The sequence below is a fragment of the Microbacterium sp. SORGH_AS_0454 genome, from assembly GCF_031453395.1.
GTDB lineage: Bacteria > Actinomycetota > Actinomycetes > Actinomycetales > Microbacteriaceae > Microbacterium.
Genome location: NZ_JAVIYS010000001.1, coordinates 2,960,989 through 2,987,063 on the forward strand (window position 1 = coordinate 2,960,989; position 26,075 = coordinate 2,987,063).

The 26,075-nt window shown below is 70.5% G+C and carries 23 protein-coding genes and 1 tRNA gene; all 24 read left to right on the forward strand.

What is annotated here, in order from left to right; genetic code table 11:
* Positions 1-101: 101 nt before the first annotated feature.
* The 24 genes from QE454_RS14300 to QE454_RS14415 all read left to right on the forward strand — a co-directional run bounded on the left by QE454_RS14300 (position 102) and on the right by QE454_RS14415 (position 26,030).
* Positions 102-929, forward strand: coding sequence for an ABC transporter ATP-binding protein (locus QE454_RS14300; RefSeq protein ID WP_309668717.1), 828 nt, complete (start codon positions 102-104; stop codon positions 927-929).
* Entirely contained in the window at positions 926-1,969 is a 1,044-nt protein-coding gene (locus QE454_RS14305; RefSeq protein ID WP_307460342.1) for an aliphatic sulfonate ABC transporter substrate-binding protein, read from the forward strand. Before QE454_RS14300 ends, QE454_RS14305 begins: the two co-directional genes overlap by 4 nt.
* Positions 1,966-2,820 (forward strand): ABC transporter permease, encoded by an 855-nt coding sequence (locus QE454_RS14310; RefSeq protein WP_307460339.1) that lies wholly within the window; start codon positions 1,966-1,968, stop codon positions 2,818-2,820. Before QE454_RS14305 ends, QE454_RS14310 begins: the two co-directional genes overlap by 4 nt.
* 103 nt (positions 2,821-2,923) lie before the next feature.
* A complete protein-coding gene (gene rpoZ / locus QE454_RS14315; protein ID WP_055837405.1) occupies positions 2,924-3,178 on the forward strand; it encodes a DNA-directed RNA polymerase subunit omega in 255 nt (84 codons plus the stop codon).
* 116 nt (positions 3,179-3,294) lie between these two features.
* Positions 3,295-4,488, forward strand: a complete 1,194-nt coding sequence (gene metK, locus QE454_RS14320) for a methionine adenosyltransferase (RefSeq protein WP_307316693.1) — start codon at positions 3,295-3,297, stop codon at positions 4,486-4,488.
* Between the two features lie 76 nt (positions 4,489-4,564).
* The gene (locus QE454_RS14325) at positions 4,565-6,547 is read left to right on the forward strand and encodes a primosomal protein N' (protein ID WP_307460335.1); all 1,983 of its coding nucleotides are present in this window, start codon (positions 4,565-4,567) and stop codon (positions 6,545-6,547) included.
* Positions 6,548-6,597: 50 nt separating this feature from the next.
* A complete protein-coding gene (gene fmt, locus QE454_RS14330) occupies positions 6,598-7,515 on the forward strand; it encodes a methionyl-tRNA formyltransferase (RefSeq protein ID WP_307460332.1) in 918 nt (305 codons plus the stop codon).
* Positions 7,512-8,882, forward strand: coding sequence for a transcription antitermination factor NusB (locus QE454_RS14335; RefSeq protein ID WP_307460329.1), 1,371 nt, complete (start codon positions 7,512-7,514; stop codon positions 8,880-8,882). The genes fmt and QE454_RS14335 overlap by 4 nt, the downstream gene beginning before the upstream one ends.
* An 82-nt stretch (positions 8,883-8,964) precedes the next feature.
* Entirely contained in the window at positions 8,965-9,636 is a 672-nt protein-coding gene (rpe, locus tag QE454_RS14340; protein ID WP_210075188.1) for a ribulose-phosphate 3-epimerase, read from the forward strand.
* Positions 9,637-10,344: 708 nt separating this feature from the next.
* Positions 10,345-10,608, forward strand: coding sequence for a phosphoribosyl-ATP diphosphatase (locus QE454_RS14345; RefSeq protein ID WP_094732978.1), 264 nt, complete (start codon positions 10,345-10,347; stop codon positions 10,606-10,608).
* A 46-nt stretch (positions 10,609-10,654) separates the two neighbouring features.
* Complete coding sequence (gene hisG, locus QE454_RS14350; RefSeq protein WP_210075190.1) at positions 10,655-11,497, forward strand: ATP phosphoribosyltransferase; 843 nt, start codon at positions 10,655-10,657, stop codon at positions 11,495-11,497.
* Positions 11,497-12,261, forward strand: coding sequence for an imidazole glycerol phosphate synthase subunit HisF (gene hisF, locus QE454_RS14355; protein ID WP_210075192.1), 765 nt, complete (start codon positions 11,497-11,499; stop codon positions 12,259-12,261). Before hisG ends, hisF begins: the two co-directional genes overlap by 1 nt.
* Positions 12,258-12,596: a phosphoribosyl-AMP cyclohydrolase gene (gene hisI, locus QE454_RS14360; RefSeq protein WP_210075193.1), complete on the forward strand. Its 339-nt coding sequence runs from the start codon at positions 12,258-12,260 to the stop codon at positions 12,594-12,596. Before hisF ends, hisI begins: the two co-directional genes overlap by 4 nt.
* On the forward strand, positions 12,596-13,183 hold the full coding sequence (locus tag QE454_RS14365; RefSeq protein ID WP_210075195.1) for a Trp biosynthesis-associated membrane protein: 588 nt from the start codon (positions 12,596-12,598) through the stop codon (positions 13,181-13,183). The genes hisI and QE454_RS14365 overlap by 1 nt, the downstream gene beginning before the upstream one ends.
* Positions 13,184-13,424: 241 nt before the next feature.
* A complete protein-coding gene (locus QE454_RS14370; RefSeq protein ID WP_103209588.1) occupies positions 13,425-13,655 on the forward strand; it encodes a DUF6704 family protein in 231 nt (76 codons plus the stop codon).
* A complete protein-coding gene (gene trpC, locus QE454_RS14375; protein WP_307316677.1) occupies positions 13,655-14,434 on the forward strand; it encodes an indole-3-glycerol phosphate synthase TrpC in 780 nt (259 codons plus the stop codon). The genes QE454_RS14370 and trpC overlap by 1 nt, the downstream gene beginning before the upstream one ends.
* Positions 14,431-15,777, forward strand: a complete 1,347-nt coding sequence (trpB, locus tag QE454_RS14380; RefSeq protein WP_309668719.1) for a tryptophan synthase subunit beta — start codon at positions 14,431-14,433, stop codon at positions 15,775-15,777. The genes trpC and trpB overlap by 4 nt, the downstream gene beginning before the upstream one ends.
* Complete coding sequence (trpA, locus tag QE454_RS14385) at positions 15,774-16,565, forward strand: tryptophan synthase subunit alpha (protein ID WP_307460323.1); 792 nt, start codon at positions 15,774-15,776, stop codon at positions 16,563-16,565. Before trpB ends, trpA begins: the two co-directional genes overlap by 4 nt.
* Positions 16,566-16,575: 10 nt before the next feature.
* A complete protein-coding gene (lgt, locus tag QE454_RS14390; RefSeq protein ID WP_307460320.1) occupies positions 16,576-17,580 on the forward strand; it encodes a prolipoprotein diacylglyceryl transferase in 1,005 nt (334 codons plus the stop codon).
* A gap of 52 nt (positions 17,581-17,632) precedes the next feature.
* Positions 17,633-22,210, forward strand: a complete 4,578-nt coding sequence (gene gltB / locus QE454_RS14395) for a glutamate synthase large subunit (protein WP_210075205.1) — start codon at positions 17,633-17,635, stop codon at positions 22,208-22,210.
* A complete protein-coding gene (locus QE454_RS14400; RefSeq protein ID WP_210075207.1) occupies positions 22,203-23,669 on the forward strand; it encodes a glutamate synthase subunit beta in 1,467 nt (488 codons plus the stop codon). Before gltB ends, QE454_RS14400 begins: the two co-directional genes overlap by 8 nt.
* A gap of 54 nt (positions 23,670-23,723) precedes the next feature.
* The gene (gene pyk, locus QE454_RS14405; protein ID WP_210075209.1) at positions 23,724-25,169 is read left to right on the forward strand and encodes a pyruvate kinase; all 1,446 of its coding nucleotides are present in this window, start codon (positions 23,724-23,726) and stop codon (positions 25,167-25,169) included.
* An 89-nt stretch (positions 25,170-25,258) separates the two neighbouring features.
* Positions 25,259-25,339: transfer RNA gene (locus tag QE454_RS14410), tRNA-Leu, on the forward strand.
* Positions 25,340-25,409: 70 nt separating this feature from the next.
* Positions 25,410-26,030 (forward strand): ANTAR domain-containing response regulator, encoded by a 621-nt coding sequence (locus QE454_RS14415; RefSeq protein ID WP_115918621.1) that lies wholly within the window; start codon positions 25,410-25,412, stop codon positions 26,028-26,030.
* The last annotated feature ends 45 nt before the right edge of the window (positions 26,031-26,075 follow it).

Sequence of the window (26,075 nt, forward strand, 5' to 3'; positions counted from 1 at the left end):
ACGGCGGGATGGACTCCCGCGACCTCGCTACCGGTCCCCGCGAGGTTGCGCCACGTTACACCTGACTCGGCGGACGACGGCGATGCCGCCAGGGTGGGGGCATGCCCCTTGCCGTTCGTCCTCCCGCTGTCGGTCGTAGCGCCGCGCCCCGCGGAACCGTCTCGCTCCGAGGCGTCGAGCGCACCTTCAGCGCGACGCGCACCGTGCTGCGCGGCATCCAGCTCGATCTGGCGCCCGCCGAGATCGTCACCGTCATCGGTCCATCGGGCTGCGGCAAGTCGACGCTCCTGCGCCTCCTCGGCGGGTTGGACAGTCCCACCGCCGGCCGCATCACCGTCGACGGCACGGCCGTGCGCGCCACTGATGCCCGCACAGCGATGGCGTTCCAGGAGCCGCGCCTGCTGCCCTGGCGCACCCTCGCCCAGAACGTCGCGCTCGGGCTCCCGCGCAGCACCGACCGGCGCTCCGGAACGGCCCGCGTGGCCGAGCTGCTCGACCTCGTCGGGCTCGAGGCCGCTGCGGCGCACCGTCCGCGCGAGGTCTCCGGAGGAATGGCGCAGCGCGCCTCGCTCGCACGAGCGCTCGCCCGCGACCCCGAGGTCCTGCTGCTCGACGAGCCGTTCGGCGCCCTCGACGCCCTCACCCGGCTGCGTATGCAGGACCTGCTGCTCGAGATCCACGCATCCCGCCCCACCACCATCGTGCTCGTCACGCACGACGTGGAGGAGGCGCTGTACCTCGCCGACCGGGTCGTGCTCCTGCGTGCGCTCGGCGACGACGATGCCGCGTCGTCCGTCTCGCGCGTGATCGAGGTACCGGGCGCCCGTCCTCGCGATCGCGCCGACCACACCCTGACCGCCCTGCGCGTCGAACTCCTGAACGGGCTCGGCGTGCACACTGTCCATCACTCTCGCCAGGAGACCCCATGAGCCCCCTGTCCCGCCGCCTCGTCCCCGCCACCGCGATCGCGGGGGCGCTCGTCCTCGTGCTCACCGGATGCCTCGCCGGCGAGAACGCTCCCTCCTCGGCCGGAGCAGACGGTGCCTCCGCGGCGGGGGAGTGGTCGACCGACACCGTGACCTTGGACTTCGCCACCTACAACCCGCTCAGCCTGATCGTGCGCGACCAGGGACTCGTCGAGAAGGCCCTCGGCGACGCGGTGACGGTCGAATGGGTTCAGTCGGCCGGCTCGAACAAGGCCAACGAGTTCCTGCGGGCGGGATCCATCGATGTCGGCTCCACCGCGGGGTCGGCTGCCCTGCTGGCCCGAGCCAACGGATCTCCCATCAAGGTCATCGACATCTACTCCCAGCCCGAATGGTCGGCCCTGGTCGTCTCCGCCGACAGCGACATCACCTCGGTCGCCGACCTCGCCGGCACGTCGATAGCTGCGACGCCGGGTACGGATCCGTACTTCTTCCTCCTGCAGGCGCTCGAGACCGCCGGACTCGGGCTCGATGACGTACAGCTGCAGAACCTGCAGCATGCCGACGGTCGCGCGGCCCTGGCCGCCGGTTCGGTTGACGCCTGGGCGGGATTGGACCCGATCATGGCCGCCGCGGAGGCTGAGTCGGGCGCGAAGCTGCTGTATCGCAACGTCGATTTCAACTCCTACGGTTTCCTCAACGCGACCGAGGACTTCATCGACAACCATCCCGACGTCGCACAGGTGGTCGTCGACGCATACGAGCAGGCCCGCACGTGGGCACTCGAGAACCCCGACGAGACCGCAGCGCTGCTGGCGGAGGTCGCCGGCATCGATCCGGCGGTGGCCACCACCGTCATCGGCGAACGCTCGAACCTCGATGTGAGCGGTATCCCCGGCGACGATCAGCTCGCGGTGCTGCGCGTGATCGCCCCCGTGCTCGTCCAGTCCGATGCCGTGCAGGGTGGTGACCAGGCCGTTCAGTCGGCCCTCGAGTCGATCGTCCACGACGACTTCGCCCGCTCCGCGACGGGCGATCGATGACCGCCGGCGCCGGCCGCTTCGCGGTCGAGGCGCGGACGGGGCGCACCGGGGTCGCAGACCAGGGGGGAGTCACCGTGGCGGCGACGCGCTCGTTCTGGGCGCGACCGGCTGTGCACGTGGTCGGGGGACTCGTCATCCCCGTCCTGCTTCTCGCGGTCTGGCAGATCACCACCTCGGTCGGGCTCGTGCCGGTGTACCGGCTGCCCCCGCCCGCGTCCGTCGTCACCGCCGCCGTCGGTCTGGCGGAGTCCGGGGAGTTGTGGCGTCATATCGCCATCTCGGTGCAGCGGGTGCTGGTCGGCTTCACCGTGGGCTCGCTCGTCGGGCTGGCGGTCGCGGCTCTGGTGGGCCTCACCCGTGCGGGGGACGTGCTGTTGAGCCCCACTCTCGCCGCCATCCGTGCGATCCCCTCGCTCGCTCTCGTTCCGCTCCTGCTGCTGTGGATGGGGATCGGCGAGGATTCGAAGGTCACCCTCATCGCCGTCGGCGCCTTCTTCCCGATCTTCACGACCGTGGCCGGCGCCCTGCGTCACGTCGACGCGCAGCTCGTCGAGATGGGGCACTCTTTCAGCCTGCGCGGCTGGGAGTTGTTCCGCACGGTGCAGCTGCCGGCCGTGGTGCCCTCCCTCGTCTCGGGACTGCGGCTGGCGATGGCGCAGTCCTGGCTCTTCCTGGTCGCCTCCGAGCTCATCGCCGCGTCGATGGGCCTCGGATTCCTCCTGACGCTGTCGCAGCAGAACGGCCGCGTCGACCGCATCCTGCTGACCATCGCGCTGCTGGCGGTTCTGGGGGCGCTGTCCAACGCCATCCTCAGCGTGATCGAGAAGCGTCTGCTGCGCCGCTGGACGTGACGGCCGTCCCGACGCGATATCCCAGCCCGGCGCGGTAGACTGGTCGAATGCTTCGGCGCTCCCGGCGCCGCATCCACCTCATCCGCCGCACCAGGAGGTTCCCATGGCCGGACGTGACAAGGGCATTATCGACCCGCCCATCGACGCTCTGCTCGACAAGGTCGACTCGAAGTACCAGCTTGTCATCTACGCGTCCAAGCGCGCGCGTCAGATCAACGACTACTACTCCGACCTGCACGAGGGAAACCTCTTCGACAACGTGGGCCCGCTCGTGGACTCCACCGTCGAGGACAAGCCCCTGACGATCGCTCTGCACGAGATCCACGAAGACAAGCTGCGCCTGCGCGCTGCGGAGTGATCCCCAGCCTGCGCACTTTCGTGATCTGTTCACAGATGTGACGATGCCCCGGGCGGCCGATCGCCGCCCGGGGCATACTTGTGCCCATCCCCGCCCCACACTTCTCCGGAGTCGCCTTGACCGACCTGCGCCTTTTCACGTCCGAGTCCGTCACCGAGGGTCACCCCGACAAGATCTGCGATCAGATCTCCGACAGCATCCTCGATGCCATCCTCACCGAGGACCCCACCGGTCGCGTGGCCGTCGAGACGCTCGTGACGACGGGCCTCGTGCACGTGGCCGGCGAGGTGTCCACGAGCGCCTACGTCGAGATCCCGGCGATCGTTCGCGACGTGGTCAACCGCATCGGGTACACCTCGAGCGACACCGGCTTCGACGGTGAGTCGTGCGGCGTCTCCGTCTCGATCGGGGCGCAGTCGTCCGACATCGCCGCGGGCGTCAACAAGGCGTTCGAGCAGCGCGAGCGCGGCTCCGTCGACCCGCGCGACCTCCAGGGTGCCGGCGATCAGGGCATCATGTTCGGCTTCGCCACCAACGAGACCCCCCAGCTCATGCCGATGGCCGCCTGGACCGCCCACCGCATCGCCGAACGTCTGGCATCCGTCCGCAAGGACGGATCGCTGCCGTTCCTGCGCCCCGACGGCAAGACGCAGGTCACCCTCGGCTACGACGGCCTCGTGCCCCGCACGGTCGACTCCGTCGTGCTGTCGACCCAGCACCACCCCGACATCTCGCAGGAAGACCTGCGCGCCGAGGTGCAGGCCGCGGTCATCGACCCCGTGCTGGCCGAGACCGGCCTCGAACTGCCCGACGTGAAGTACTACATCAACCCTGCCGGTCCGTTCGTCATCGGCGGGCCGAAGGGCGATGCAGGCCTCACGGGTCGCAAGATCATCATCGACACCTACGGCGGCGCGTCGCGCCACGGCGGAGGCGCCTTCAGCGGCAAGGACCCGTCGAAGGTCGACCGCTCGGCGGCGTACGCCATGCGATGGGTCGCGAAGAACGCGGTGGCCGCGGGTCTCGCCGACCGGCTCGAGGTGCAGGTCGCCTACGCGATCGGCAAGGCCAACCCCGTGGGCCTGTACGTGGAGTCGTTCGGCACCGCGCACGTCGCCGACGAGGCCATCGTGCGCGCGATCCGCGAGGTGTTCGATCTGCGTCCGGCCGCGATCGTCGACCAGCTCGACCTGCTGCGGCCGATCTACGCTCGAACCGCGACGTACGGTCACTTCGGCCGCGAACTGCCCGACTTCACGTGGGAACGCACCGACCGCGTCGACGAGCTGCGTACCGCCGCCGGACTCTGACGGTGACCGGGGGAGTGCGCTCCGCCCGCCCACAGGTCCTCCCGCGCGACGGCGTCCACGGCGGGGGAGTCTCCTCGTGAGCGAGCGCCGTGTGGCGCGCGTGCAGCTGGAGTCGCCCGTGCCGCAGCTCGACCGGCTGTTCGACTACGCCGTCCCTCATCCGCTGGTCGCCGACATCGCCCCGGGCGTCCGGGTCAAGGTGCCGTTGCGCTCGGCGGGGCGGATGATGGACGCCTTCGTCATCGAGGTGGTGGCCGACGACGGCTCGGAGAGACCGCTGTCAGCGGTCGAGGCGGTCGTCTCGCCCATGCCTGTGCTGCCCGAGCGGCTCTACACGCTGGCGCGGCGGGTGGCCGATCGTGCGGCGGGGTCGGTGAGCGACGTGCTGCGCCTCGCGGTGCCCAAACGCATGGTCCGCGCCGAGAAGGCGTGGGCTGCCGCCCCCGCACCCACCCCGCCCGAGGTCGTTCCCGCCGCCCTCGAGCGCGCCACGGCGACCCTCGCTCCGTACGCGGGCCTGGCCGCCGCCCTCGACGCGGGGGAGCGGATCGCCCTCGACGCGCCTCCCCATCCGCACGGCGAACTGCCGCGCGGAGCCTGGGCCGACCTCCTCGCGTCCGCCGCGGTGCACACCCTCGCCCGCGGGCGCAGCGCCGTGCTCGTGGTCCCCGACTACCGCGACCAGGCGCAGCTCATGGCGGCGCTGGGCGAACTCGTGAGCCCGGATGCCATCGTCCGCGACGACTCCGACCAGTCCGGCCCGGCTCGCTATGCGCAGTACCTCCGCACCCTCGCTCCGGTGCCGTGCATCGTCGTCGGCCGCCGTTCGGGCGTCTACGCCCCCGCGCACGACACCGCTCTCGTGGCGATCTGGGACGACGGCGACACGCTTCTCGCCGAGCCCCTCGCCCCCGGTGTCCACGCGCGCGATGCGGCCCTCGTGCGCCAGGAGATCGAGGGCTCGGCCCTGCTGTTCGCCGGGCACACCCGCACCACCGACGTCCAGCGGCTGGTCGAGGTCGGATACGTCCGCGACATCCCGCAGACGCGCAGGCCGAGCCCGCGCGTGGTGCTCAGCGCGACGCGAGAGGGAGAACAGCGGCAGTCGCGCGTTCCGTCGTCGGCGTTCGCCGCCGCCCGCGAGGCTCTGCAGCACGGTCCGGTGCTCGTGCAGGTCGCTCGTCCCGGGTACGCGCCCTCTCTCGTGTGCGCCGATTGCCGGCGCCCCGCGCGCTGTCAGCACTGCGCGGGCCCGCTGCGCGCGGCCCGGCCCGGCGCGACTCCCGTGTGCGCCTGGTGCGGCCGCAGCGCCCACGCCTGGGCGTGCGGACACTGCGGCTCGACCAAACTTCGCATGGCCTCCTCGGGCAGCGAGCGCACCGCCGACGAGCTCGGCCGAGCCTTCCCGAACACGCGCGTGATCGTCGCCGACGGCGCCCACCCGGTGGCCGAGGTCGACGCCGCCCCCGCTCTGGTGATCGCCACGCGCGGCGCGGAGCCCCTCGCTCGCGGAGGCTATCGCGCCGTCATCCTGCTCGACGGCGACCGGATGCTGCAGAACGAGGCCCTGCGCATCGCCGAGCACTGTCTGCGCTGGTGGTCGAATGCCGCGGCCCTCGCCGCCCCCGGCGCTCCGGTGCACCTCGTGGGAGTCGCCGGCCCCGTCGCCCGGGCCCTCGCCACCTGGACCCAGCCCGCCTACGCCCGCGCCGAACTGCTCGAGCGGCTTCCCCTGCGCATGCCCCCGGCCGTGCGCGTGGCCAGCGTCGACGGACACGCCCGGAGCGTCGACGTGCTGCTCGAGTCGCTGCGTGAGAGCGTGCCCGACCTCGACGCTCTCGCGATCCTGGGCCCGGTCGACACCTCCGCCGACCCCGACACCTCGACCTCGCGCGCCCTCGTGCGCTTCGACTACGCCCACGGTCGCGCCGTGGCCGACGCGCTGCGCGCGGGGGTCATCGCCGATGCCCTCCGGGCGCGCAAGTCGCGCAAGGATCGCGGCCCCAAGCCGCGCAGTACGCTCAGAGTCCGCCTCGACATCCCCGAGCCCGACCTCTGAGCGGCGGCACCCCACCCCGTCCGTCCGTTCCCGAGAGTCTGAGGAGACCCATGCGCCTCGTCTACGCCGGCACACCCGCCGTCGCCGTCCCGTCGCTGCGAGCCCTGGCATCCGGCCCGCACGAGATCGCGGCCGTCGTCACCCGCAGCGACGCCCCGCTCGGGCGCAAGCGCGTCCTCACGCCGTCGCCGGTCGCGCAGGCGGCCGCCGAGCTCGGCATCCCGATCATCAAGGCCGACCGGCTCGACGCCGACGTCACCGAACGCATCACCGCCCTCGACGCACAGCTGGGTGTGATCGTGGCCTATGGCGGTCTCGTGCGCGAACCGCTGCTGTCGACCCCCGCGCACGGGTGGATCAACCTGCACTTCTCCCTGCTGCCTCGCTGGCGCGGCGCGGCCCCCGTGCAGCGCGCCCTCATGGCCGGTGACACGGCGACGGGAGCGAGCGTCTTCCAGCTGGTGGCGGCGCTCGACGCCGGAGACGTCTTCGCCGAAGAGCGCTACGACATCCCTGCCGGGGCCACCTCGGCCGACCTGCTCGACTCCCTCGCCGAGATCGGCGCCCCCCTGCTCGCGCGTGTCGTCGACGGTATCGCCGACGGCTCCGCGGTCGCCGTCCCGCAGCAGGGCGACCCCACCCTGGCCCCCAAGCTCACGCTCGAAGACGGCGCCCTCGATCTGACGCGGGATGCCGAGAGCCTTCTGCACCAGATCGCCGGAGTCACCCCCGAGCCCGGCGCACACACCACGCTCGAGGGGGCGCGCTTCAAGGTGCTGCGCGCGACTCCCGCCGAGGCCCCGCCGCTGCCGCCCGGCCGGGTCGTGGCATCCGGAAAAGACGTTCTGGTCGGCACCGGAACCACTCCTCTGCGCCTCGAGACGGTCCAGCCGTCCGGCAAGGGCGCGATGCCCGCCGGCGACTGGTTCCGGGGCCTGCGTTCGAGCGAACCGGTGCTGGGCGCATGAGCGTGCAGGGAGCACGCGCCGTCGCCTTCGAGGTGCTGCGGGCGGTATCGGGGGACGAGGCCTACGCCAACCTCCTGCTGCCGCACGCGATCGCTCGACAGCGGCTGGATGCCAAGGACGCCGGACTCGCGACCGAGCTGACCTACGGAACCCTCCGTCGACGCGGAACGTACGACGCGATCATCGCGGTCGCCGCCGACCGCACGGTCGACCGCATCGACCCCGCGGTCCTCGACGCCCTGCGCCTCGGTGTGCACCAGCTGCTCTCGACCCGCGTGGCCTCCCACGCCGCGGTGAACGAATCGGTCGAGCTCGCACGCCGTCACGGTGGCGGCAAGGGGGCTGCGGGCTTCGCGAATGCGGTCTTGCGCCGCGTCTCGCGCGACAACCCCGGAGAGTGGATGCAGCGCATCGCCGCCGGCGCCCGCAGCGACGACGAACGCATCGGCCTGACCACCTCGCATCCCGTATGGATCGTGCGGGCGCTGCGCCGCGCGTTGACCGCCGAGGGCCGCGCCGACGAGCTCGAGGGACTGCTCGAAGCCGACAACGTCGCCCCGCGCGTCGCGATGATCGCCCTGCCGGGCCTCGCCGAGGTACCCGAAGACGCGACCGCAGCGAGATTCGCTCCGACCGCCTTCACCACGCGCGGGGGAGACCCCGAAGGCCTCATCCGTTCCTCGCACGGCCGTATCCGCGTGCAGGACGAAGGCTCGCAGCTCGCAGCGCTGGCCCTCAGCCGCGCGCTGCCGGTTCGAGAGGGGGAGCGGTGGCTCGACCTGTGCGCGGGCCCCGGCGGCAAGACCGCGCTCCTCGCGGCCGAGGCGCTGGCGCACGGCGCGCACCTCGACGCCAACGAGATCGCGCCGGCCCGAGCGGGACTGGTGCGCCAGGCCGTGGCATCCGTCCCCCTCGAGGTCGAGGTGAGCGAAGAGGACGGGCGCGTTCGCGCGGCCCGGATGCCGGGGGAGTACGACCGCATCCTCGTCGACGCCCCGTGCACGGGGATCGGCGCGCTGCGTCGTCGTCCCGAGGCCCGGTGGCGCAAGACCCCCGCCGACGTGCCGGATCTCACCGCCCTACAGCAGGAGCTCGTGCTCGCGGCGTTCGAGGCGCTCAAGCCCGGCGGGGTGGTGGCGTACGTCACGTGCTCGCCGCACCTCGCCGAGACCTCGGGGGTGCTCGCCGAGGTCAAGCGCGCGCTCGGCGAGGCCGCCGAAGAGCTCGATGCCCGCGCCGTGGTGCGTTCGATCGCGCAGGACGAGATCGATCTGCCCGAGCAGGCCGACGGGTCGCTCCGTGCGCAGCTGTGGCCCCACCGCCACGGCACCGACGCGATGTCGATCGCCCTGCTCCGAAAGCGCTGACTCCGACTTTCCGCGCGTGCGTCGCCGGGACCCGCTGCCGCGCGCCCGCCGGGAGCGACAGCCGCGCACCCATAATGGTCGGGTGCCTACCGACGCCCCGCGCATCAACCCGAGCATCCTCGCCGCCGACTTCGTGAACATGGAGGCCGAGCTCGCGCGCATCGCGGGTGCCGATTTCGTGCACGTCGACGTGATGGACAACCACTTCGTGCCGAACCTCACCTTCGGTCCCCAGATGGTCGGCCGCATCCAGGAGACGAGCCCCGTCCCGCTCGACGTGCACCTCATGATCGACGACCCCGACCGTTGGGCACCGGACTACGCCGAGCTCGGGGCCGCTTCCGTGACCTTCCACCTCGAGGCCGCGGCATCCCCGATCGCCCTCGCCCGCCGGCTGCGTTCGATCGGTGCTCGCGCCGGAGTGGCGGTCAAACCCGGCACGCCCGTCGAGAACCTCTTCGAGTCGCTGAACGAGTTCGACCAGATCCTCGTCATGACCGTCGAGCCCGGCTTCGGCGGCCAGTCGTTCATGCCCGAGACCATGCCCAAGCTCCGTGCCCTCGCCGACGAGGCGAAGCGCCGCGGCTCGAGCGTGTGGCTGCAGGTCGACGGCGGCATCGGCGAGTCGACCATCGCGCAGGCGGCCGAGGCGGGGGCAGACACCTTCGTCGCCGGTTCCGCTGTCTTCGGCGCCGATGACCCCGACCGCGCGATCCAGTCCCTCCGCGCCACCGCCGCCCGCCACCGCCACTGACGGTCGCGCGCGCTCGGTCCGCCGCCTCCCGGCCAGGCCGCATCTCACGCATAAACGCTCTGCGCGCGTGAAAACGCGTTCTCCCCGCGTTTATGCGCGCGGAGAGTGTTTATGCGCGCCCGGAAGCCCGCTCCGGCCGCATCCGGCACCGGCCCGCACCCGCGCCAGCCCACCGCCCACGCCCCACGCCGGCCCACCACCCGCACCCCGTGCCCAGCGCCGACTCACCACCCGCACCCCGCGCCCCGCGCCGGCCCACCACCCGCACGCCGCGCCGCGCGGCGACCCGCCGCCCGCTTCACGCACGCAGAAACACGATCCACGCGCACAAACACGCGCTCCCCGCGTTTATGCGCGCGGAGAGTGTTTATGCGCGCCGGAAGCACGCTCCGGCCGCATCCGGCACCGGCCCGCACCCGCGCCAGCCCACCGCCCACGCTCCACGCCGGCCCACCGCCCGCGCCCCGTGCCCAGCGCCGACTCACCACCCGCACCCCGCGCCCCGCGCCGACCCACCACCCGCACCCCACGCCCAGCGCCGGCCCACCGCCGACGCCCCCCGCACGCAGAAACACAATCCACGCGCACAAACACGCGCTCCCCGCGTTTGCGCGCGCGCAGAGCGTTTATACGTGAAAGCACCGGGATGCCGGGACCCCGACGCCCCAGCGGACAGCCCCACCCCCGCCGACCCGATACCCTGGACAGGTGAAAACCTTCGACGACCTGTTCGCGGAACTCAGCGCCAAGGCCGTCGAGCGACCCGAGGGGTCCGGCACCGTCGCGCAACTCGACGCCGGCGTGCACGCGATCGGCAAGAAGATCGTCGAAGAGGCCGCCGAGGTGTGGATGGCCGCCGAGTACGAGTCCGACGAGGCCGCGGCCGAGGAGATCTCGCAGCTGCTCTACCACCTGCAGACGCTCATGCTCGCGAAGGGCCTGTCGCTCGAGGACGTCTACCGACATCTCTGAGCCACGCCCCGCCTCCCACAGCTCACCCCACACGAAAGCCCCCGTCATGCTGCGAATCGCCGTGCCGAACAAGGGGTCGCTCGCCGAAACCGCCGCCGAGATGCTCTCGGAGGCCGGATACACCGGACGACGCGACTCGAAAGACCTGTACACCGTCGACCCCGCCAACGAGGTCGAGTTCTTCTACCTCCGCCCGCGTGACATCGCCACCTACGTCGGCTCCGGAGCGCTCGACGTCGGCATCACGGGCCGCGACCTGCTGCTCGACGCCCGCATGCCCGGTGCGCGCGAGGTCGAGTCGCTCGGCTTCGCCGGCTCCACCTTCCGCTTCGCCGGTCGTCCCGGTCGCTTCACCGACGTCCAGGACCTCGAGGGTCTCCGCGTCGCCACGGCCTACCCCGGGCTGGTCGATGCGTTCCTCGACGAGCGCGGCATCGCCGTCGACATCGTCCCGCTCGATGGAGCCGTCGAGTCGGCCGTCCAGCTCGGTGTCGCGGATGCCGTGGCCGACGTCGTCTCGACCGGAACGACGCTGCGTCAGGCGGGGCTCGAGATCTTCGGGCCGGTGCTCCTCGAGAGCGACGCCGTCCTCATCTCGGGTCCGAACGAGGTCGAGGGCACCGAGACGCTGCTGCGTCGCCTGCGCGGCGTGCTGGCCGCGCGCAAGTACGTCCTCGTCGACTACGACCTTCCCGCGAACCTCGTCGACCAGGCCATCGCCGTCGCTCCCGGCCTCGAGTCCCCGACGATCTCGCCGCTGCGCGACCCCGAGTGGGTCGCCGTGCGCGTGATGAGCCCGCGCCGCGACGTGAACCGCGTCATGGACGAGCTCTACGCGATCGGCGCACGCGCGATCCTCGTCACCGAGATCCTCGCCGCGAGGCTCTGATGACCCTCGCGCGTCGCGTCATCCCGTGCCTGGACGTCGCGGGCGGCCGCGTCGTGAAGGGCGTGAACTTCCTCGACCTGCGCGACATGGGTGACCCGGTCGAGCTCGCGAAGCTCTACTTCGACCAGGGTGCCGACGAGGTCACCTTCCTCGACGTCACCGCCACGGTCGACGAGCGATCGACGACGTACGATGTGGTCCGCCGCACCGCCGAACAGGTCTTCATCCCGTTGACGGTCGGCGGGGGAGTGCGCTCTGCCGATGACGTCGCGCGGCTCTTGGCGGTCGGCGCCGACAAGATCGGCGTGAATTCCGCCGCGATCGCGCGCCCCGACCTGGTCGGCGAGATCGCCGACCGCTTCGGCGCGCAGGTGATCGTGCTCTCGCTCGATGTGAAGCGCTCGGCATCCACCCCCTCGGGTTTCGTGGTGACCACCCACGGCGGCCGCACCGAGACGACCCTCGACGCTCTCGAATGGGCGCGCGAGGCCGTCGAGCGCGGTGCCGGCGAACTGCTCGTCAACTCGATCGACGCAGACGGCACCAAGCAGGGCTTCGACCTCGAACTCGTCCGCCTCATGCGCCAGGTCGCGGCGGTGCCGGTCATCGCCTCGGGCGGCGCCGGGGCCCTGGAGCACTTCGCCCCGGCGGTGCAGGCCGGCGCCGACGCCGTGCTCGCGGCATCCGTCTTCCACTCCGGTCAGCTGAGCGTCGGACAGGTCAAGGACGCCATGGCGGCCGAAGGGATCGAGGTGCGCCGATGAGCGTCGACCGCGTGAAGTACGACGCCGACGGCCTGGTCGCCGCGGTGATCCAGCAGTTCGACTCCCGCGAGGTGCTCATGGTGGGGTGGATGGATGCCGAGGCCCTGAACCGCACGCTCACCACCGGCCGTGTGACCTTCTGGTCGCGCTCGCGCCAGGAGTACTGGCGCAAGGGCGACACCTCGGGTCACATCCAGCTCGTCAAGGGGGCGCGTCTCGACTGCGACGGCGACACCCTGCTCATCGAGGTGGACCAGATCGGTGCCGCATGCCACACGGGAGACCACACCTGTTTCGACGCCGACGACCTGCAGCCGGTCGTGGGGGAGCGCTGATGCGTCGCGCCCGTTCCTCGGCGGTGCTGGCGATGCTCCTGGCCGGAGCCATCTGCGTGATCGCCTCGACGCAGACCTGGATCGACGTCACCCTCGACGACGGCGCCCAGCAGACCCTGGCCGTCCCGGGGGCCGAAGCGCTGCCGGTCCTCACGCCGCTGAGCCTCGCCGCTCTCGCCCTGGGCGCCGCCCTCTCGATCGTCGGGCCCGTGCTGCGCTACGTCTTCGGCGCACTCGGGGTGCTGATCGCGGTCTTCCTCGGCGTCGGCACCGCGCAGATCCTCTTCGCGACCCCGGTCTCGGCGACGGCGGCGACCGTCACCGACGCGACGGGTATCTCGGGAACGGATGCCGTGGCCTCCCTCGTCTCGAGCCTGGCGCTGACACCGTGGCCGACGGTGACACTGCTCGCGCAGATCGTTCTGCTCGCGGCATCCCTGTTCACCCTCGTCACCGCGCGCCGCTGGGCGTCGGGGGCGAGCCGCAAGTACCGCACCGCGACCGAGGCGGGGGCCGAGACCGGCCGCCCGCACGACGCGATCGACTCGTGGGACGACCTCTCGCGCGGCGACGACCCGACCGCCTGAGGTTCCGCACGCTCCCGGCTCCCGCCGGGGTCGCCGACACCCGGGCGTCCCGTGTCCCTCGGTCCCGGGACCCCTCACGACGAACACCTGCCTGACGGCGCCGTTCCGCTCGCGGAGGCGTCTGCCCGGCAGAACCACGAGACGTCGCGACATCGAGACGTCGGCGCGGGGACCGCACCCGCGTTTCGGTAGACTGATCGGACGCTTTCCCCCGCGCTCGCGCGCGACTGTAAGGAGCCCCATGAGCAACCCCATCGGCGACCCCGGCCACGGACACTCGCCCGCCGCCTGGACGGCCGTGATCATCATGCTCGTCGCTTTCACGCTCGGCACGCTGTTCTTCTGGCTCGACATGCCCGTCCTGGTATGGGCCTCGGTGGGTCTGCTCCTGGTCGGCGCGATCGTCGGCTGGGCCATGACCAAGGCCGGCTACGGCGCGAACGGCGCGAAGTCCAACCCGAAGGCTCACTGATGGCACTGGCCGATCTCACGGCCGGGGCGGTAGAAGACGCCGAGGAACGCGCCCAGTCGCGCCCCCTCGCCGAGGTCGAGCGCGATGCTCTCGCACAGACGCCTGCGCGCGATGCGCTGGCGATGCTCGCGCCCGCCGACCGCGTGAAGATCATCGCCGAGGTCAAGCGCGCGAGCCCGTCCCGCGGCGATCTCGCGGCGATTCCCGACCCCGCTCGCCAGGCCCGCCTGTACGAAGAGGGCGGGGCGTCCGCGATCTCGGTTCTCACCGAGCGTCGCAAGTTCAAGGGCAGTCTCGCCGACCTCGAGGCCGTGCGATCGGCCGTGAGCGTCCCCGTGCTGCGCAAGGACTTCATCGCGACGCCCTACCAGGTGCTCGAGGCGCGTGCGTCCGGCGCCGACCTCGTGCTGTTGATCGTGGCGGCCCTCGAGCAGAAGACGCTCGCCGAGCTCTACGGCCTGGTCACCGACCTGGGCATGACCGCGCTGGTCGAGACGCACTCCGCCGACGAGCTCCAGCGTGCGTCCGAGCTGGGCGCGAAGCTCATCGGCGTCAACGCCCGCAACCTCTCCACTTTCGAGCTCGACCGCGATCTGTTCGGCTCTCTCGCCGATCGTTTCCCGGCCGATGCGATCAAGATCGCCGAGTCCGCGGTCCTCGCTCCCGCCGACGTCGCGCACTACCGTGCTGCGGGTGCCGATGTCGTGCTCGTGGGCGAGGCTCTCGTGACCGGCGACCCGGTCGCCACGCTCCGTGCGTTCCTCCAGGAGACGACATGACCACCGCTCCCACCCAGAACCTTCGCGGTCAGAAGGGCCCGTTCTTCGGCGACTTCGGCGGCCGGTACATGCCCGAGTCGCTGATCGCGGCGATCGACGAGCTGACCGCGGTCTACGAGTCGGCCATGGCCGATCCCGAGTTCCACGCCGAGTTGCGCGCTCTGCTGCACGACTATGCGGGCCGCCCGTCGGTGCTCACCGAGGTACCGCGTTTCGCCGAGCACGCCGGCGGCGCACGCGTCTTCCTCAAGCGCGAAGACCTCAACCACACCGGCTCGCACAAGATCAACAACGTGCTGGGGCAGGCGCTGCTCACCAAACGTCTCGGCAAGACCCGTGTGATCGCCGAGACCGGCGCCGGCCAGCACGGTGTCGCCACCGCGACGGCCGCGGCCCTGTTCGGCCTCGAGTGCGTCGTCTACATGGGCGAGGTCGACACCGAGCGCCAGGCTCTCAACGTCGCACGCATGCGTCTCCTCGGCGCCGAGGTCATCCCCGTCACGACCGGGTCGCGCACCCTCAAGGACGCGATCAACGAGGCGTACCGCGACTGGGTCGCCTCGGTCGAGACGACCAACTACATCTTCGGCACGGCCGCCGGCCCCCACCCCTTCCCGGCGATGGTCCGCGACTTCCAGAAGATCATCGGCGAAGAGACCCGCGCCGAGTTCCTCGAGCGCCTCGGCCGCCTCCCCGACGCCGTCTTCGCGTGCGTCGGCGGCGGGTCGAACGCGATCGGCATGTTCGATGCGTTCCTCGACGACGAGGGCGTCGCCCTCTACGGAGTGGAGGCCGCCGGCGACGGCGTCGACACCCCCCAGCACGCGGCCTCCATCGAGCGCGGTCGTCCCGGCGTGCTGCACGGCGCACGCACCTATGTGCTGCAGGACGAAGACGGCCAGACCATCGAGTCCCACTCGATCTCGGCCGGACTCGACTACCCGGGCGTGGGTCCCGAGCACGCGTGGCTCGCCGACATCGGCCGCGCGCAGTACATCCCCGCGACCGACGACGAGGCCATGCAGGCCCTGCGCCTGCTCTCTCGCACCGAGGGCATCATCCCGGCGATCGAGTCGGCCCACGCCCTGGCCGGTGCTCTCCGCGTCGGTCGCGAGCTGGGCCCGGATGCCGTGATCGCCATCAACCTCTCGGGGCGCGGCGACAAGGACATGGACACCGCCGCCCGCTACTTCGACCTGTACGACGCCGAGCACGCTCCGCCGCCGTCGCCCGAGGGCGCCCCGCAGACGCGCGCGGCAGAGGCCGTGGCATCCGCTCCCGGCTCTCCCGTCGACGTCAGCGCCGCACCCGATGCCGCGAGCGGTGCCGGGGTCGAGCTGTGACCTCGCGCGTCTCCGCGGCGATCGAGGCCGCCCACGCCGAAGGGCGCGGCGCTTTCGTCGGGTACCTCCCCGCGGGGTACCCCGACGTCGCCTCGAGCGTCGAAGCGATCGTCGCCCTCGCTGAAGCCGGTGCCGACGTCATCGAGCTCGGACCTCCCTACAGCGATCCGGTGATGGACGGTCTGGTGATCCAGGAGGCCACGCAGACGGCGCTCGCCAACGGGTTCCGCATGCGCGATCTCTTCACGATCATCCGGGAGGTCACCGCGCGCACCGACGTGCCGATCCTCGTCATGACCTACTGGAACCTCGTCGAGCAGTACGGCGTCGACCGCTACGCCGACGAACTCGTCGCGGCCGGCGGGGCGGGGCTCATCACGCCCGACATCACCCCCGACGCCGCAGCTGTTTGGATCGCCGCGAGCGAGCGCTCGGGCCTCGACCGGATCTTCCTCGCCGCCCCCACCTCGTCGGACGAGCGTCTGAAGATGATCGTGGAGGCATCGACGGGCTTCGTGTACACGGTGTCGACCATGGGCATCACGGGGGAGCGCGCGCAGCTCGATGCCGCGGCCCGCGGGCTCGTGGAGCGCCTGCGATCCTTCGGCGCGAAGCACGCGTGCGTGGGCATCGGCATCTCGAACGCCGAGCAGGTCGCCGGTGTCGTCGAGTACGCCGACGGAGCGATCGTGGGCACCGCGCTGGTCAAGGCGCTCCGCGACGGCGGCGTCGAGGGTCTGTCGACTCTCGCGCGCGAGCTGTCTGCGGGCACCGCGCGGCGCGCCTAGACTCGAACCCATGACGTTCGCCCTCTCGAGCGCCGCCTCCGGCGTGCTCGCCAGCATCCCGAGCCCGACCATCTCGTACGTCGACCTCGGTCCGCTCCGCATCCACTTCTATGCCCTGTGCATCGTCGCGGGCATCATCGTCGCGGTCTTCCTGACCAACGCGCGCCTGACGCGTCGGGGTGCCGAGAAGTGGGTCGTCATCGACATCTGCCTGCTGGCGGTTCCGCTCGCGATCGTCGTCGCACGCATCTACCACGTGGCCACGCACGCCGGTTTCTACTTCGGTCCCGGCTCCAACCCGTGGAACATCACGCAGCCGGGCTCCGTCTGGGCCATCTGGGAGGGCGGCATCGCCATCTACGGCGCCCTCATCGGCGGTGCGATCGGCGCCATCATCGGATGCCGATGGACCGGCATCCGCTTCTGGACCTTCGCCGACGCGCTGGCTCCCGGCCTGATCATCGCCCAGGCCATGGGCCGCTTCGGCAACTGGTTCAACCAGGAGCTCTTCGGCCAGCCCACCGACCTCCCGTGGGGCCTCGAGATCGCCGCGGGCAACCCGGCCATCCCCGTCGGACTGCCATCGGGCACGCTTTTCCAGCCGACTTTCGCGTACGAGGTCATCTGGAACCTGCTCGGCGCCGCGGTCATCCTGTACGTCGGGAAGCGCTTCACCCTGCAGTGGGGAAAGCAGTTCGCGATCTACCTCGTCTGGTACTCCGCGGGCCGTATCGTCTGGGAATCGATCCGCGTCGACCCGAGCGACATCATCCTGGGCCTGCGTACCAACGTGTGGGCGGCCATCTTCGGCGTCATCCTCGGCATCGTCATCTTCGCCGTGCAGTCGCGTCGTCACCACGGCTACGAGCCGTCGCCGTACGTGCCCGGGCGCGAATCGAAGGCTCCGGGGGCTGTAGACTCAGGCGACCCCTCTGACTTCGTCGACGTGAGCGAGCCGCCCGCGACGAGCGACACCGTCGGCACCAGCGCCACAAGCAGCCCCGCCACGAACTAATTTCCTGGGCCGACGTCGTCCCATTCGAAGCATCAACGTGAGGACGGTTGATATGGCTTCCAGCCTGCGTTCCGACACCGTCGGAGGCGCATTCCCCGCCCGCCAGGGAATGTACGACCCGTCGTTCGAGAAAGACGCCTGTGGCCTCGCCATGGTCGCCACTCTCCGCGGCGAAGCCGGACACGACATCATCGATCTGGCGCTGACGGCGCTGCGCAACCTCGAGCACCGCGGTGCCATCGGCTCCGACGCGGGCACCGGTGACGGTGCCGGCATCCTGACCCAGATGCCCGACGCGTTCCTGCGCGCGGTCGTCGGCTTCGACCTGCCGCCGGTGGGGGAGTACGCCGCCGGAATGGTGTTCCTGCCGCTCGGTCACGACGAGCGCGCCGCGATGAAGGCGGGGATCGAAGAGATCGCGCGCCACGAGAACCTCGAGGTGCTGGGCTGGCGCGAGGTGCCGGTCGAGCACGAGAACCTCGGCAAGCTCGCCTACGAGGCCCGCCCGGCATTCGAGCAGCTCTTCGTCTCGCGCCCCGCCACGGGCGACCAGCCGGCGCTCTCGGGCATCGCGCTCGACCGTCGGGTCTACCGCTTGCGCAAGCGCGCGCGGCACGAGCTCGAGGCGTACTTCGTGTCGCTGTCGAGTCGAACGCTCGGCTACAAGGGCATGGTCACGACGCTCCAGCTCGAGCCGTTCTACCCCGACCTGCAGGACGAGCGCTTCGCATCCGAGCTCGCGGTCGTGCACTCGCGCTACTCGACCAACACCTTCCCGTCGTGGCCGCTCGCGCAGCCGCTGCGCATGCTCGCGCACAACGGCGAGATCAACACCGTCAAGGGCAACCGCAACTGGATGCGGGCGCGCCAGTCGCAGCTCGAGTCCGAGCTGATCGGCGACGTACGCCCGCTGCTGCCGATCTGCACCGAGGGCGCCAGCGACTCGGCATCCTTCGACGAGGTCCTCGAGCTGCTGACCCTCACCGGCCGCAGCCTGCCCCACGCGATCATGATGATGGTCCCCGAGGCGTACGAGAAGCAGGCGACGATCGACCCCGCCCTGCGCGCCTTCTACGACTTCCACTCCATGCAGATGGAGCCCTGGGACGGACCCGCCGCCCTCATCTTCACCGACGGCACCCTCGTCGGTGCGACCCTCGACCGCAACGGCCTGCGTCCGGGGCGCTGGACCGAGACCACCGACGGCCTTGTCGTCATCGGCTCGGAGACCGGCGTGCTCGACTTCGCGCCGGAGCGCATCAAGCGCCGCGGACGCCTCCAGCCCGGTCGCATGTTCCTCGTGGACACCGCCCAGCGCCGCATCGTCGACGACGAGGAGATCAAGTCCGACCTCGCCGCCCTCCACCCGTGGGGCGAGTGGGTCGACAAGGGTCGGGTGAAGCTCAGCGAGCTGCCCGAGCGCGAGCACATCGTGCACCCCATCGCCTCGATCACGCGTCGACAGCGCACCTTCGGCTACACCGAGGAAGAAGTGCGCATCCTGCTGACGCCGATGGGCCAGGGGGGTGCCGAACCTCTCGGCGCGATGGGCAGCGACGCCCCCGTCGCGGTGCTCAGCGACCGCCCGCGCCTGCTGTTCGACTACTTCTCGCAGCAGTTCGCGCAGGTCACCAACCCGCCGCTGGACTCGATCCGAGAAGAGGTCGTGACCTCGCTGTCGTTGGGTCTCGGCCCCGAGCGAAACCTCCTCGACTGGGGTCCCGAGCACACCCGCACGGTGACGCTCGACTTCCCCGTGATCGACAACGACGAGCTGGCCAAGATCCAGCACATCGACACGGCCCTGCCGGGGCGGTCGTCGGTGACGATCCGAGGCCTGTACCGCGTCGAGGCCGGGCACAAGGGGCTGCAGAAGCGCCTCACGCAGATGTGCACCGAGGTCGACCAGGCCATCGAGGACGGCGCCGAGTTCATCGTGCTCAGCGATCGCGACTCGAACAAGGATCTGGCCCCGATCCCGTCGCTGCTCATGCTCGCGGCCGTCCACCACCACCTCATCCGCAAAGAGACGCGCATGAAGGTGGGTCTCGTGGTCGAGGCCGGCGACGTGCGCGAGGTGCACCACGTGGCGACCCTCATCGGCTACGGCGCGTCGGCGGTCAACCCGTACCTCGCGATGGAGACCGTCGAGTACCTCGTGCGCGCCGGCTTCATCACGAACGTCACCCCCGAGAAGGCCGTCAAGAACCTGATCTACGCGCTCGGCAAGGGCGTGCTGAAGATCATGTCGAAGATGGGCATCTCGACGGTGTCGTCGTACGCGGGCGCCCAGGTGTTCGAGGCCGTGGGCCTGTCGCGCGACTTCATCGACGCCTACTTCACCGGCACCGAGACCAAGCTCGGCGGTGTGGGCCTCGACGTCATCGCGGCCGAGAACGCCGCACGCCACGAGTACGCCTACCCGCAGGACGCTGCGGCGCGGGCGCACGAGCGGCTGTGGACCGGTGGCGAGTACCAGTGGCGCCGCGACGGGGCCCCGCACCTGTTCAACCCCGACACGGTGTTCCGTCTGCAGCACGCCACGCGCGAGCGCCGGTACGACATCTTCCGCGAGTACACGCAGCTGATCGACGACCAGGCGCACGAGCTCAAGACCCTCCGCGGTCTCTTCGGGCTGCGCACCGGCACCCGCCCCGCGGTGCCCATCGACGAGGTCGAGCCGGTCTCGGCCATCGTCAAGCGCTTCTCGACCGGTGCCATGAGCTACGGCTCGATCTCGAAAGAGGCGCACGAGGTGCTCGCCGTCGCGATGAACCGCATCGGCGGCAAGTCGAACACCGGCGAGGGCGGAGAAGACGTGGACCGTCTGCTCGACCCCGAGCGCCGCAGCGCCATCAAGCAGGTGGCATCCGGTCGCTTCGGAGTGACGAGCCTGTACCTCACCAAGGCCGACGACATCCAGATCAAGCTCGCGCAGGGCGCCAAGCCCGGCGAGGGAGGTCAGCTGCCGCCGACCAAGGTGTACCCGTGGGTGGCGCGCACGCGTCACGCGACCGCCGGCGTCGGGCTGATCTCGCCGCCGCCGCACCACGACATCTACTCGATCGAAGACCTCAAGCAGCTCATCTTCGACCTCAAGCGCGCCAACCCCTCGGCTCGCATCCACACGAAGCTCGTCAGCCAGTCGGGCATCGGTGCGGTCGCGGCGGGTGTCGCCAAGGCGCTGAGCGACGTCATCCTGGTCTCGGGTCAGGACGGCGGCACGGGCGCGAGCCCGATGAACTCGCTCAAGCACGCGGGCACCCCGTGGGAACTGGGCCTGGCCGAGACGCAGCAGACGCTCATGCTCAACGGCATGCGCGACCGCGTGGTCGTGCAGGTCGACGGGCAGATGAAGACCGGGCGAGACGTCATCATCGGCGCGCTGCTCGGCGCCGAGGAGTTCGGCTTCGCCACCGCCCCGCTCGTCGTCTCGGGCTGCATCATGATGCGCGTGTGCCACCTCGACACCTGCCCCGTGGGCGTCGCGACGCAGAACCCGGTGCTGCGCGAACGCTTCACCGGCAAGGCCGAGTACGTCATCAACTTCATGGAGTTCATCGCGCAGGAGGTACGCGAGTACCTCGCCGCGATGGGCTTCCGCTCGATCGACGAGATCGTGGGACGTTCGGAGCTGCTGGATGCCAATGAGGCGATCCAGCACTGGAAGGCTCGGGGCCTCAACCTGTCGCCGATCCTCGAAGGACCCCGCTTCGCCGAGGACGAGCCGCGCCGCCACGCCCGCAACCAGGACCACGAGCTCGAGGACCACTTCGACGTACAGCTCATCGAGCGCGCGCAGGACGTCATCGCCAACGGCGGTCAGCTCACGATCGACCTGCCCATCCGCAACACCGCCCGCGCGGTGGGGACCATGCTCGGCCACCACGTCACCAAGGCGCGGGGCGAGCACGGTCTGCCGGAGAACTCGATCGACGTGCGTCTGACGGGCTCGGCCGGGCAGTCGTTCGGCGCGTTCATGCCCGCCGGCATCACGCTGCGCCTGGAGGGCGACTCGAACGACTACGTCGGCAAGGGCCTGTCGGGAGGAACGATCGTCGTCCGCCCGCCCCGTGGCTCGACGTTCGCGGCCTCCGAGAACGTCATCGCCGGAAACGTCATCGGCTACGGCGCCACGCAGGGGCAGATGTTCCTCAACGGCGTCGTGGGGGAGCGCTTCCTCGTCCGCAACTCGGGTGCCACCGCGGTCGTCGAGGGCGTGGGCGACCACGCGCTCGAGTACATGACCGGCGGCCTCGCCGTGATCCTCGGTGCCACGGGTCGTAACCTCGGCGCCGGAATGTCGGGCGGCCAGGCCTACGTCTACAAGCTCGACCGTGATCTGGTGAACCGCGAGGCCATGGCATCCGGTGAGCTCGAGCTCGGTTCCCTCGGATCGGGGGATGCCGAGATCCTCCGCGACCTGCTCGAGAAGCACGTCGCAGAGACCGATTCCACGCTGGCCCGTCGTCTGCTCGACGACTTCGAGGCCGAGGTGGACAACTTCGTCCGGGTGCTGCCGCGCGATTACGCCGCTGTGCTGCAGACCCGCCAGGAGGCGGTCACCGAGGGGCTCGACCCCGACGGCGACGTCGTCTGGAAGCGCATTCTGGAGGTGACGGGTGGCTGACCCGAAGGGCTTTCTCAAGGTCACGGAGCGCGAGCTCCCTCAGCGCCGGCCGGTGCCGGTGCGCATCATGGACTGGAAAGAGGTGTACGAGCCGGGTGATTCGGCCGTCATCAAGCGCCAGGCCGGTCGGTGCATGGACTGCGGCATCCCGTTCTGTCACAAGGGCTGTCCGCTCGGGAACCTGATCCCCGAGTGGAACGACCTCACGTGGCGCGGCGAGGGCCGCGCGGCGATCGAGCGCCTGCACGCGACGAACAACTTCCCGGAGTTCACCGGTCGCCTGTGCCCCGCGCCGTGCGAGAGCTCGTGCGTGCTCGGCATCAATCAGCCGGCCGTGACGATCAAGCAGGTCGAGGTCTCGATCATCGACGAGGCGTTCGGCAACGGCTGGGTCGAGCCCGAGCCGCCCGAGCGCCTGACCGGCAAGACGGTCGCCGTCGTGGGCTCCGGCCCCGCCGGCCTCGCCGCCGCCCAGCAGCTCACGCGCGCCGGTCACACCGTTGCGGTGTTCGAGCGCGACGACCGCATCGGCGGTCTGCTGCGCTACGGGATCCCCGACTTCAAGATGGAGAAGCGCCACCTCGAGCTGCGCCTTCGCCAGATGCAGGCCGAGGGCACGCGCTTCCGCGCCGGCGTCGAGATCGGCAAGGACGTGTCGTGGAGCGACCTGCGGGCCCGCTACGACGCCGTCATGGTGGCGACCGGCTCCACCGTGCCGCGCGACCTGGCCATCCCGGGCCGCGACCTCGACGGGGTGCACTACGCCATGGAGTACCTCGTCGAGGGCAACAAGGCCGTCGCGGGCGATCAGGTGCCGCACCAGATCACGGCGGAGGGCAAGCACGTCGTCGTCATCGGCGGCGGCGACACCGGAGCCGACTGCATCGGCACGGCGCACCGTCAGGGCGCGTTGAGCGTGACCAACCTCGCGATCGGCAAGCAGCCCCCGTCCGAGCGCCCGGCCGAGCAGCCCTGGCCGATGATGCCGAACCTCTTCGAGATGGCATCCGCTCACGAAGAGGGCGGAGAGCGCTCCTTCCTCGCCTCGACCGTGGAGTTCCTCGGCAACGCCGCGGGAGAGGTGCGCGCCCTGCGCGTGGCCGAGACCGAGTACGTCGACGGACGACGCGTGCCCAAGAGCGGCACCGAACGCGAGATCCCGGCCGACCTGGTGCTCATCGCGATGGGCTTCACCGGCCCGGAGCGCGAGCACCTCGAGAGCCAGCTCGGCACGCAGTTCACGAACCGCGGCAACGTGGAACGCGACGCGACCTACGCCACCACCACCCCGGGAGTGTTCGTCGCCGGCGACGCCGGTCGCGGACAGTCCCTGATCGTGTGGGCCATCGCCGAAGGCCGCGCGGCCGCCGCCGAGGTCGACACGTTCCTCATGGGCGAGACGGTGCTGCCCGCACCGGTGCGCCCGACCGATGTCGCCATCGGCCTCCTGCCCGCCTAAGCTGGCAAGGGCCGATCGGCCACTTCCCGAAAATTTCACGGAGCTTGAAACCGGATGAGACGCGCCAAGATCGTCGCAACACTCGGGCCCGCCACGTCGTCGTATGAGATGGTTCGCGCCATCATCGACGCCGGCGTCGATGTCGCCCGCCTGAACCTGAGCCACGGAGACTACTCCGTGCACGACGCCAACTTCGCCAATGTGCGCAAGGCGGCAGAAGACGCCGGACGCCCGGTCGCCGCCCTGGTCGACCTGCAGGGCCCGAAGATCCGTCTCGGCAAGTTCGAGAACGGCCCTCACGACCTGCTTCCCGGCGACATCTTCAAGATCACCATCGAGGACATCCTCGGCACCAAGGAGATCGTCGGCACCACGTTCAAGGGCCTGCCCCAGGACGTCCGCCCCGGCGACTTCCTGCTCATCGACGACGGCAAGGTCCGCGTCGAGGTCGTCGAGACCGACGGCACCGTCGTCACCACCAAGGTCATCGTCGGCGGCCCGGTCTCCAACAACAAGGGCATCAACCTGCCCGGCGTGGCCGTGAACGTCCCCGCCCTGAGCGAGAAGGACGAGGCGGACCTCCGCTGGGGCCTGAACGCCGGCGCCGACCTCATCGCCCTCTCGTTCGTCCGCGATGCGAAAGACATCGAGCGCGTGCACGAGATCATGGCCGAAGAGGGACGCTACGTGCCCGTCATCGCCAAGATCGAGAAGCCGCAGGCGGTCGACAACCTCGAAGAGATCATCGACGCGTTCGACGGCATCATGGTCGCCCGCGGCGACCTCGGCGTCGAGCTGCCGCTCGAGGCCGTGCCGATCGTCCAGAAGCGCGCGGTCGAGCTGGCCCGCCGCATGGCGAAGCCCGTCATCGTCGCGACGCAGATGCTCGAGTCGATGATCACCAGCCCGGTTCCCACGCGCGCCGAGACCAGCGACGTCGCCAACGCCGTCCTCGACGGCGCGGACGCGGTCATGCTCTCGGGTGAGACCAGCGTGGGCGACTACCCGGTCGTGGTCGTCGAGACCATGGCCCGCATCGTCGCCTCGACCGAGGAGCACGGTCTGGAGCGCATTGCACCCCTGACCAACAAGCCCCGCACGCAGGGTGGCGCCATCACCCTCGCCGCCGTCGAGGTCGCCGACTTCGTCGAGGCGAAGTTCCTCTGCGTCTTCACCGAGTCGGGAGACTCGGCGCGTCGCATGTCGCGCCTGCGCTCGACCATCCCGATGATCGCGTTCACGCCCGAGCCCGGCATCCGCCGTCGTCTCGCGCTGACGTGGGGTGTGCGTTCGACCCTGGTCGAGCACGTGTCGCACACCGACAAGATGTTCCTGCAGGTCGACGACTATCTCCTGAGCCACAAGCTGGCCGAGGTGGGAGACAAGGTCGTCGTGATCTCGGGTTCCCCTCCCGGAATCGCGGGCTCGACGAACGACCTGCGCGTGCACCGCGTCGGCGACGCCGTCCACGGCGCGGCCCCGGTCTACAAAGAGGTTTGACCCTCGAGAGCGCGCGCCGGGTCCGCCCGGCGCGCGCCTTCGCGTTCCCACCCCGGCGTCCACGCCGGTAAGTTGGGTACGCAACACCTGCCGGTGTGGCGGAATGGCAGACGCGGGGCACTCAAAATGCTCTGTCGAAAGACGTGTGGGTTCGAGTCCCACCACCGGTACCCGAGACAGCACCCGAGCGATCGGGCTGTGATCCGGGGCTTCGCGCCCCACCAGACTTAGGATGGTTCCGTGACTGATCAAGAAGCCGTTCCGGCCAACGCTCCGGCCGCCCCCCGACGCGTCGTGGTCGCGGAAGACGAGTCGCTCATCCGCCTCGACATCGTCGAGATTCTCCGCGACAACGGCTTCGACGTCGTGGGCGAGGCCGGCGACGGCGAGACCGCCGTCCAGCTCGCCACCGAGCTTCGTCCCGATCTCGTGATCATGGACGTCAAGATGCCGCAGCTCGACGGGATCAGCGCCGCCGAGAAGCTCAGCAAGAACCACATCGCTCCCGTCGTGCTCCTCACCGCTTTCAGCCAGAAGGAGCTCGTCGAGCGCGCCAGCGAGGCCGGCGCCCTGGCGTACGTCGTGAAGCCGTTCACGCCGAACGACCTGCTCCCCGCGATCGAGATCGCCCTCGCTCGCTACGAGCAGATCATCACGCTCGAGGCCGAGGTCGCCGATATGGTCGAGCGCTTCGAGACCCGCAAGCTCGTGGACCGCGCGAAGGGCCTGCTCAACGAGAAGATGGGGCTGAGCGAGCCCGAGGCTTTCCGCTGGATCCAGAAGGCGTCGATGGACCGCCGCCTCACCATGCAGGACGTCGCCAAGGCGATCATCGAGCAGCTGGCCCCCAAGAAGGCCTAGTCAGAACCCTCCGTCAAATGGATGCCGCTTCGGTGGCATCCATTT

Bases quoted from the DNA above. Each gene is read 5' to 3' on its own strand.
- QE454_RS14300 (WP_309668717.1), top strand. From the start codon at position 102: ATGCCCCTTGCCGTTCGTCCTCCCGCTGTCGGTCGTAGCGCCGCGCCC.
- QE454_RS14305 (WP_307460342.1), top strand. From the start codon at position 926: ATGAGCCCCCTGTCCCGCCGCCTCGTCCCCGCCACCGCGATCGCGGGG.
- QE454_RS14310 (WP_307460339.1), top strand. From the start codon at position 1,966: ATGACCGCCGGCGCCGGCCGCTTCGCGGTCGAGGCGCGGACGGGGCGC.
- rpoZ (WP_055837405.1), top strand. From the start codon at position 2,924: ATGGCCGGACGTGACAAGGGCATTATCGACCCGCCCATCGACGCTCTG.
- fmt (WP_307460332.1), top strand. From the start codon at position 6,598: ATGCGCCTCGTCTACGCCGGCACACCCGCCGTCGCCGTCCCGTCGCTG.
- QE454_RS14335 (WP_307460329.1), top strand. From the start codon at position 7,512: ATGAGCGTGCAGGGAGCACGCGCCGTCGCCTTCGAGGTGCTGCGGGCG.
- hisG (WP_210075190.1), top strand. From the start codon at position 10,655: ATGCTGCGAATCGCCGTGCCGAACAAGGGGTCGCTCGCCGAAACCGCC.
- hisF (WP_210075192.1), top strand. From the start codon at position 11,497: ATGACCCTCGCGCGTCGCGTCATCCCGTGCCTGGACGTCGCGGGCGGC.
- hisI (WP_210075193.1), top strand. From the start codon at position 12,258: ATGAGCGTCGACCGCGTGAAGTACGACGCCGACGGCCTGGTCGCCGCG.
- QE454_RS14365 (WP_210075195.1), top strand. From the start codon at position 12,596: ATGCGTCGCGCCCGTTCCTCGGCGGTGCTGGCGATGCTCCTGGCCGGA.
- QE454_RS14370 (WP_103209588.1), top strand. From the start codon at position 13,425: ATGAGCAACCCCATCGGCGACCCCGGCCACGGACACTCGCCCGCCGCC.
- trpC (WP_307316677.1), top strand. From the start codon at position 13,655: ATGGCACTGGCCGATCTCACGGCCGGGGCGGTAGAAGACGCCGAGGAA.
- trpB (WP_309668719.1), top strand. From the start codon at position 14,431: ATGACCACCGCTCCCACCCAGAACCTTCGCGGTCAGAAGGGCCCGTTC.
- lgt (WP_307460320.1), top strand. From the start codon at position 16,576: ATGACGTTCGCCCTCTCGAGCGCCGCCTCCGGCGTGCTCGCCAGCATC.
- gltB (WP_210075205.1), top strand. From the start codon at position 17,633: ATGGCTTCCAGCCTGCGTTCCGACACCGTCGGAGGCGCATTCCCCGCC.
- pyk (WP_210075209.1), top strand. From the start codon at position 23,724: ATGAGACGCGCCAAGATCGTCGCAACACTCGGGCCCGCCACGTCGTCG.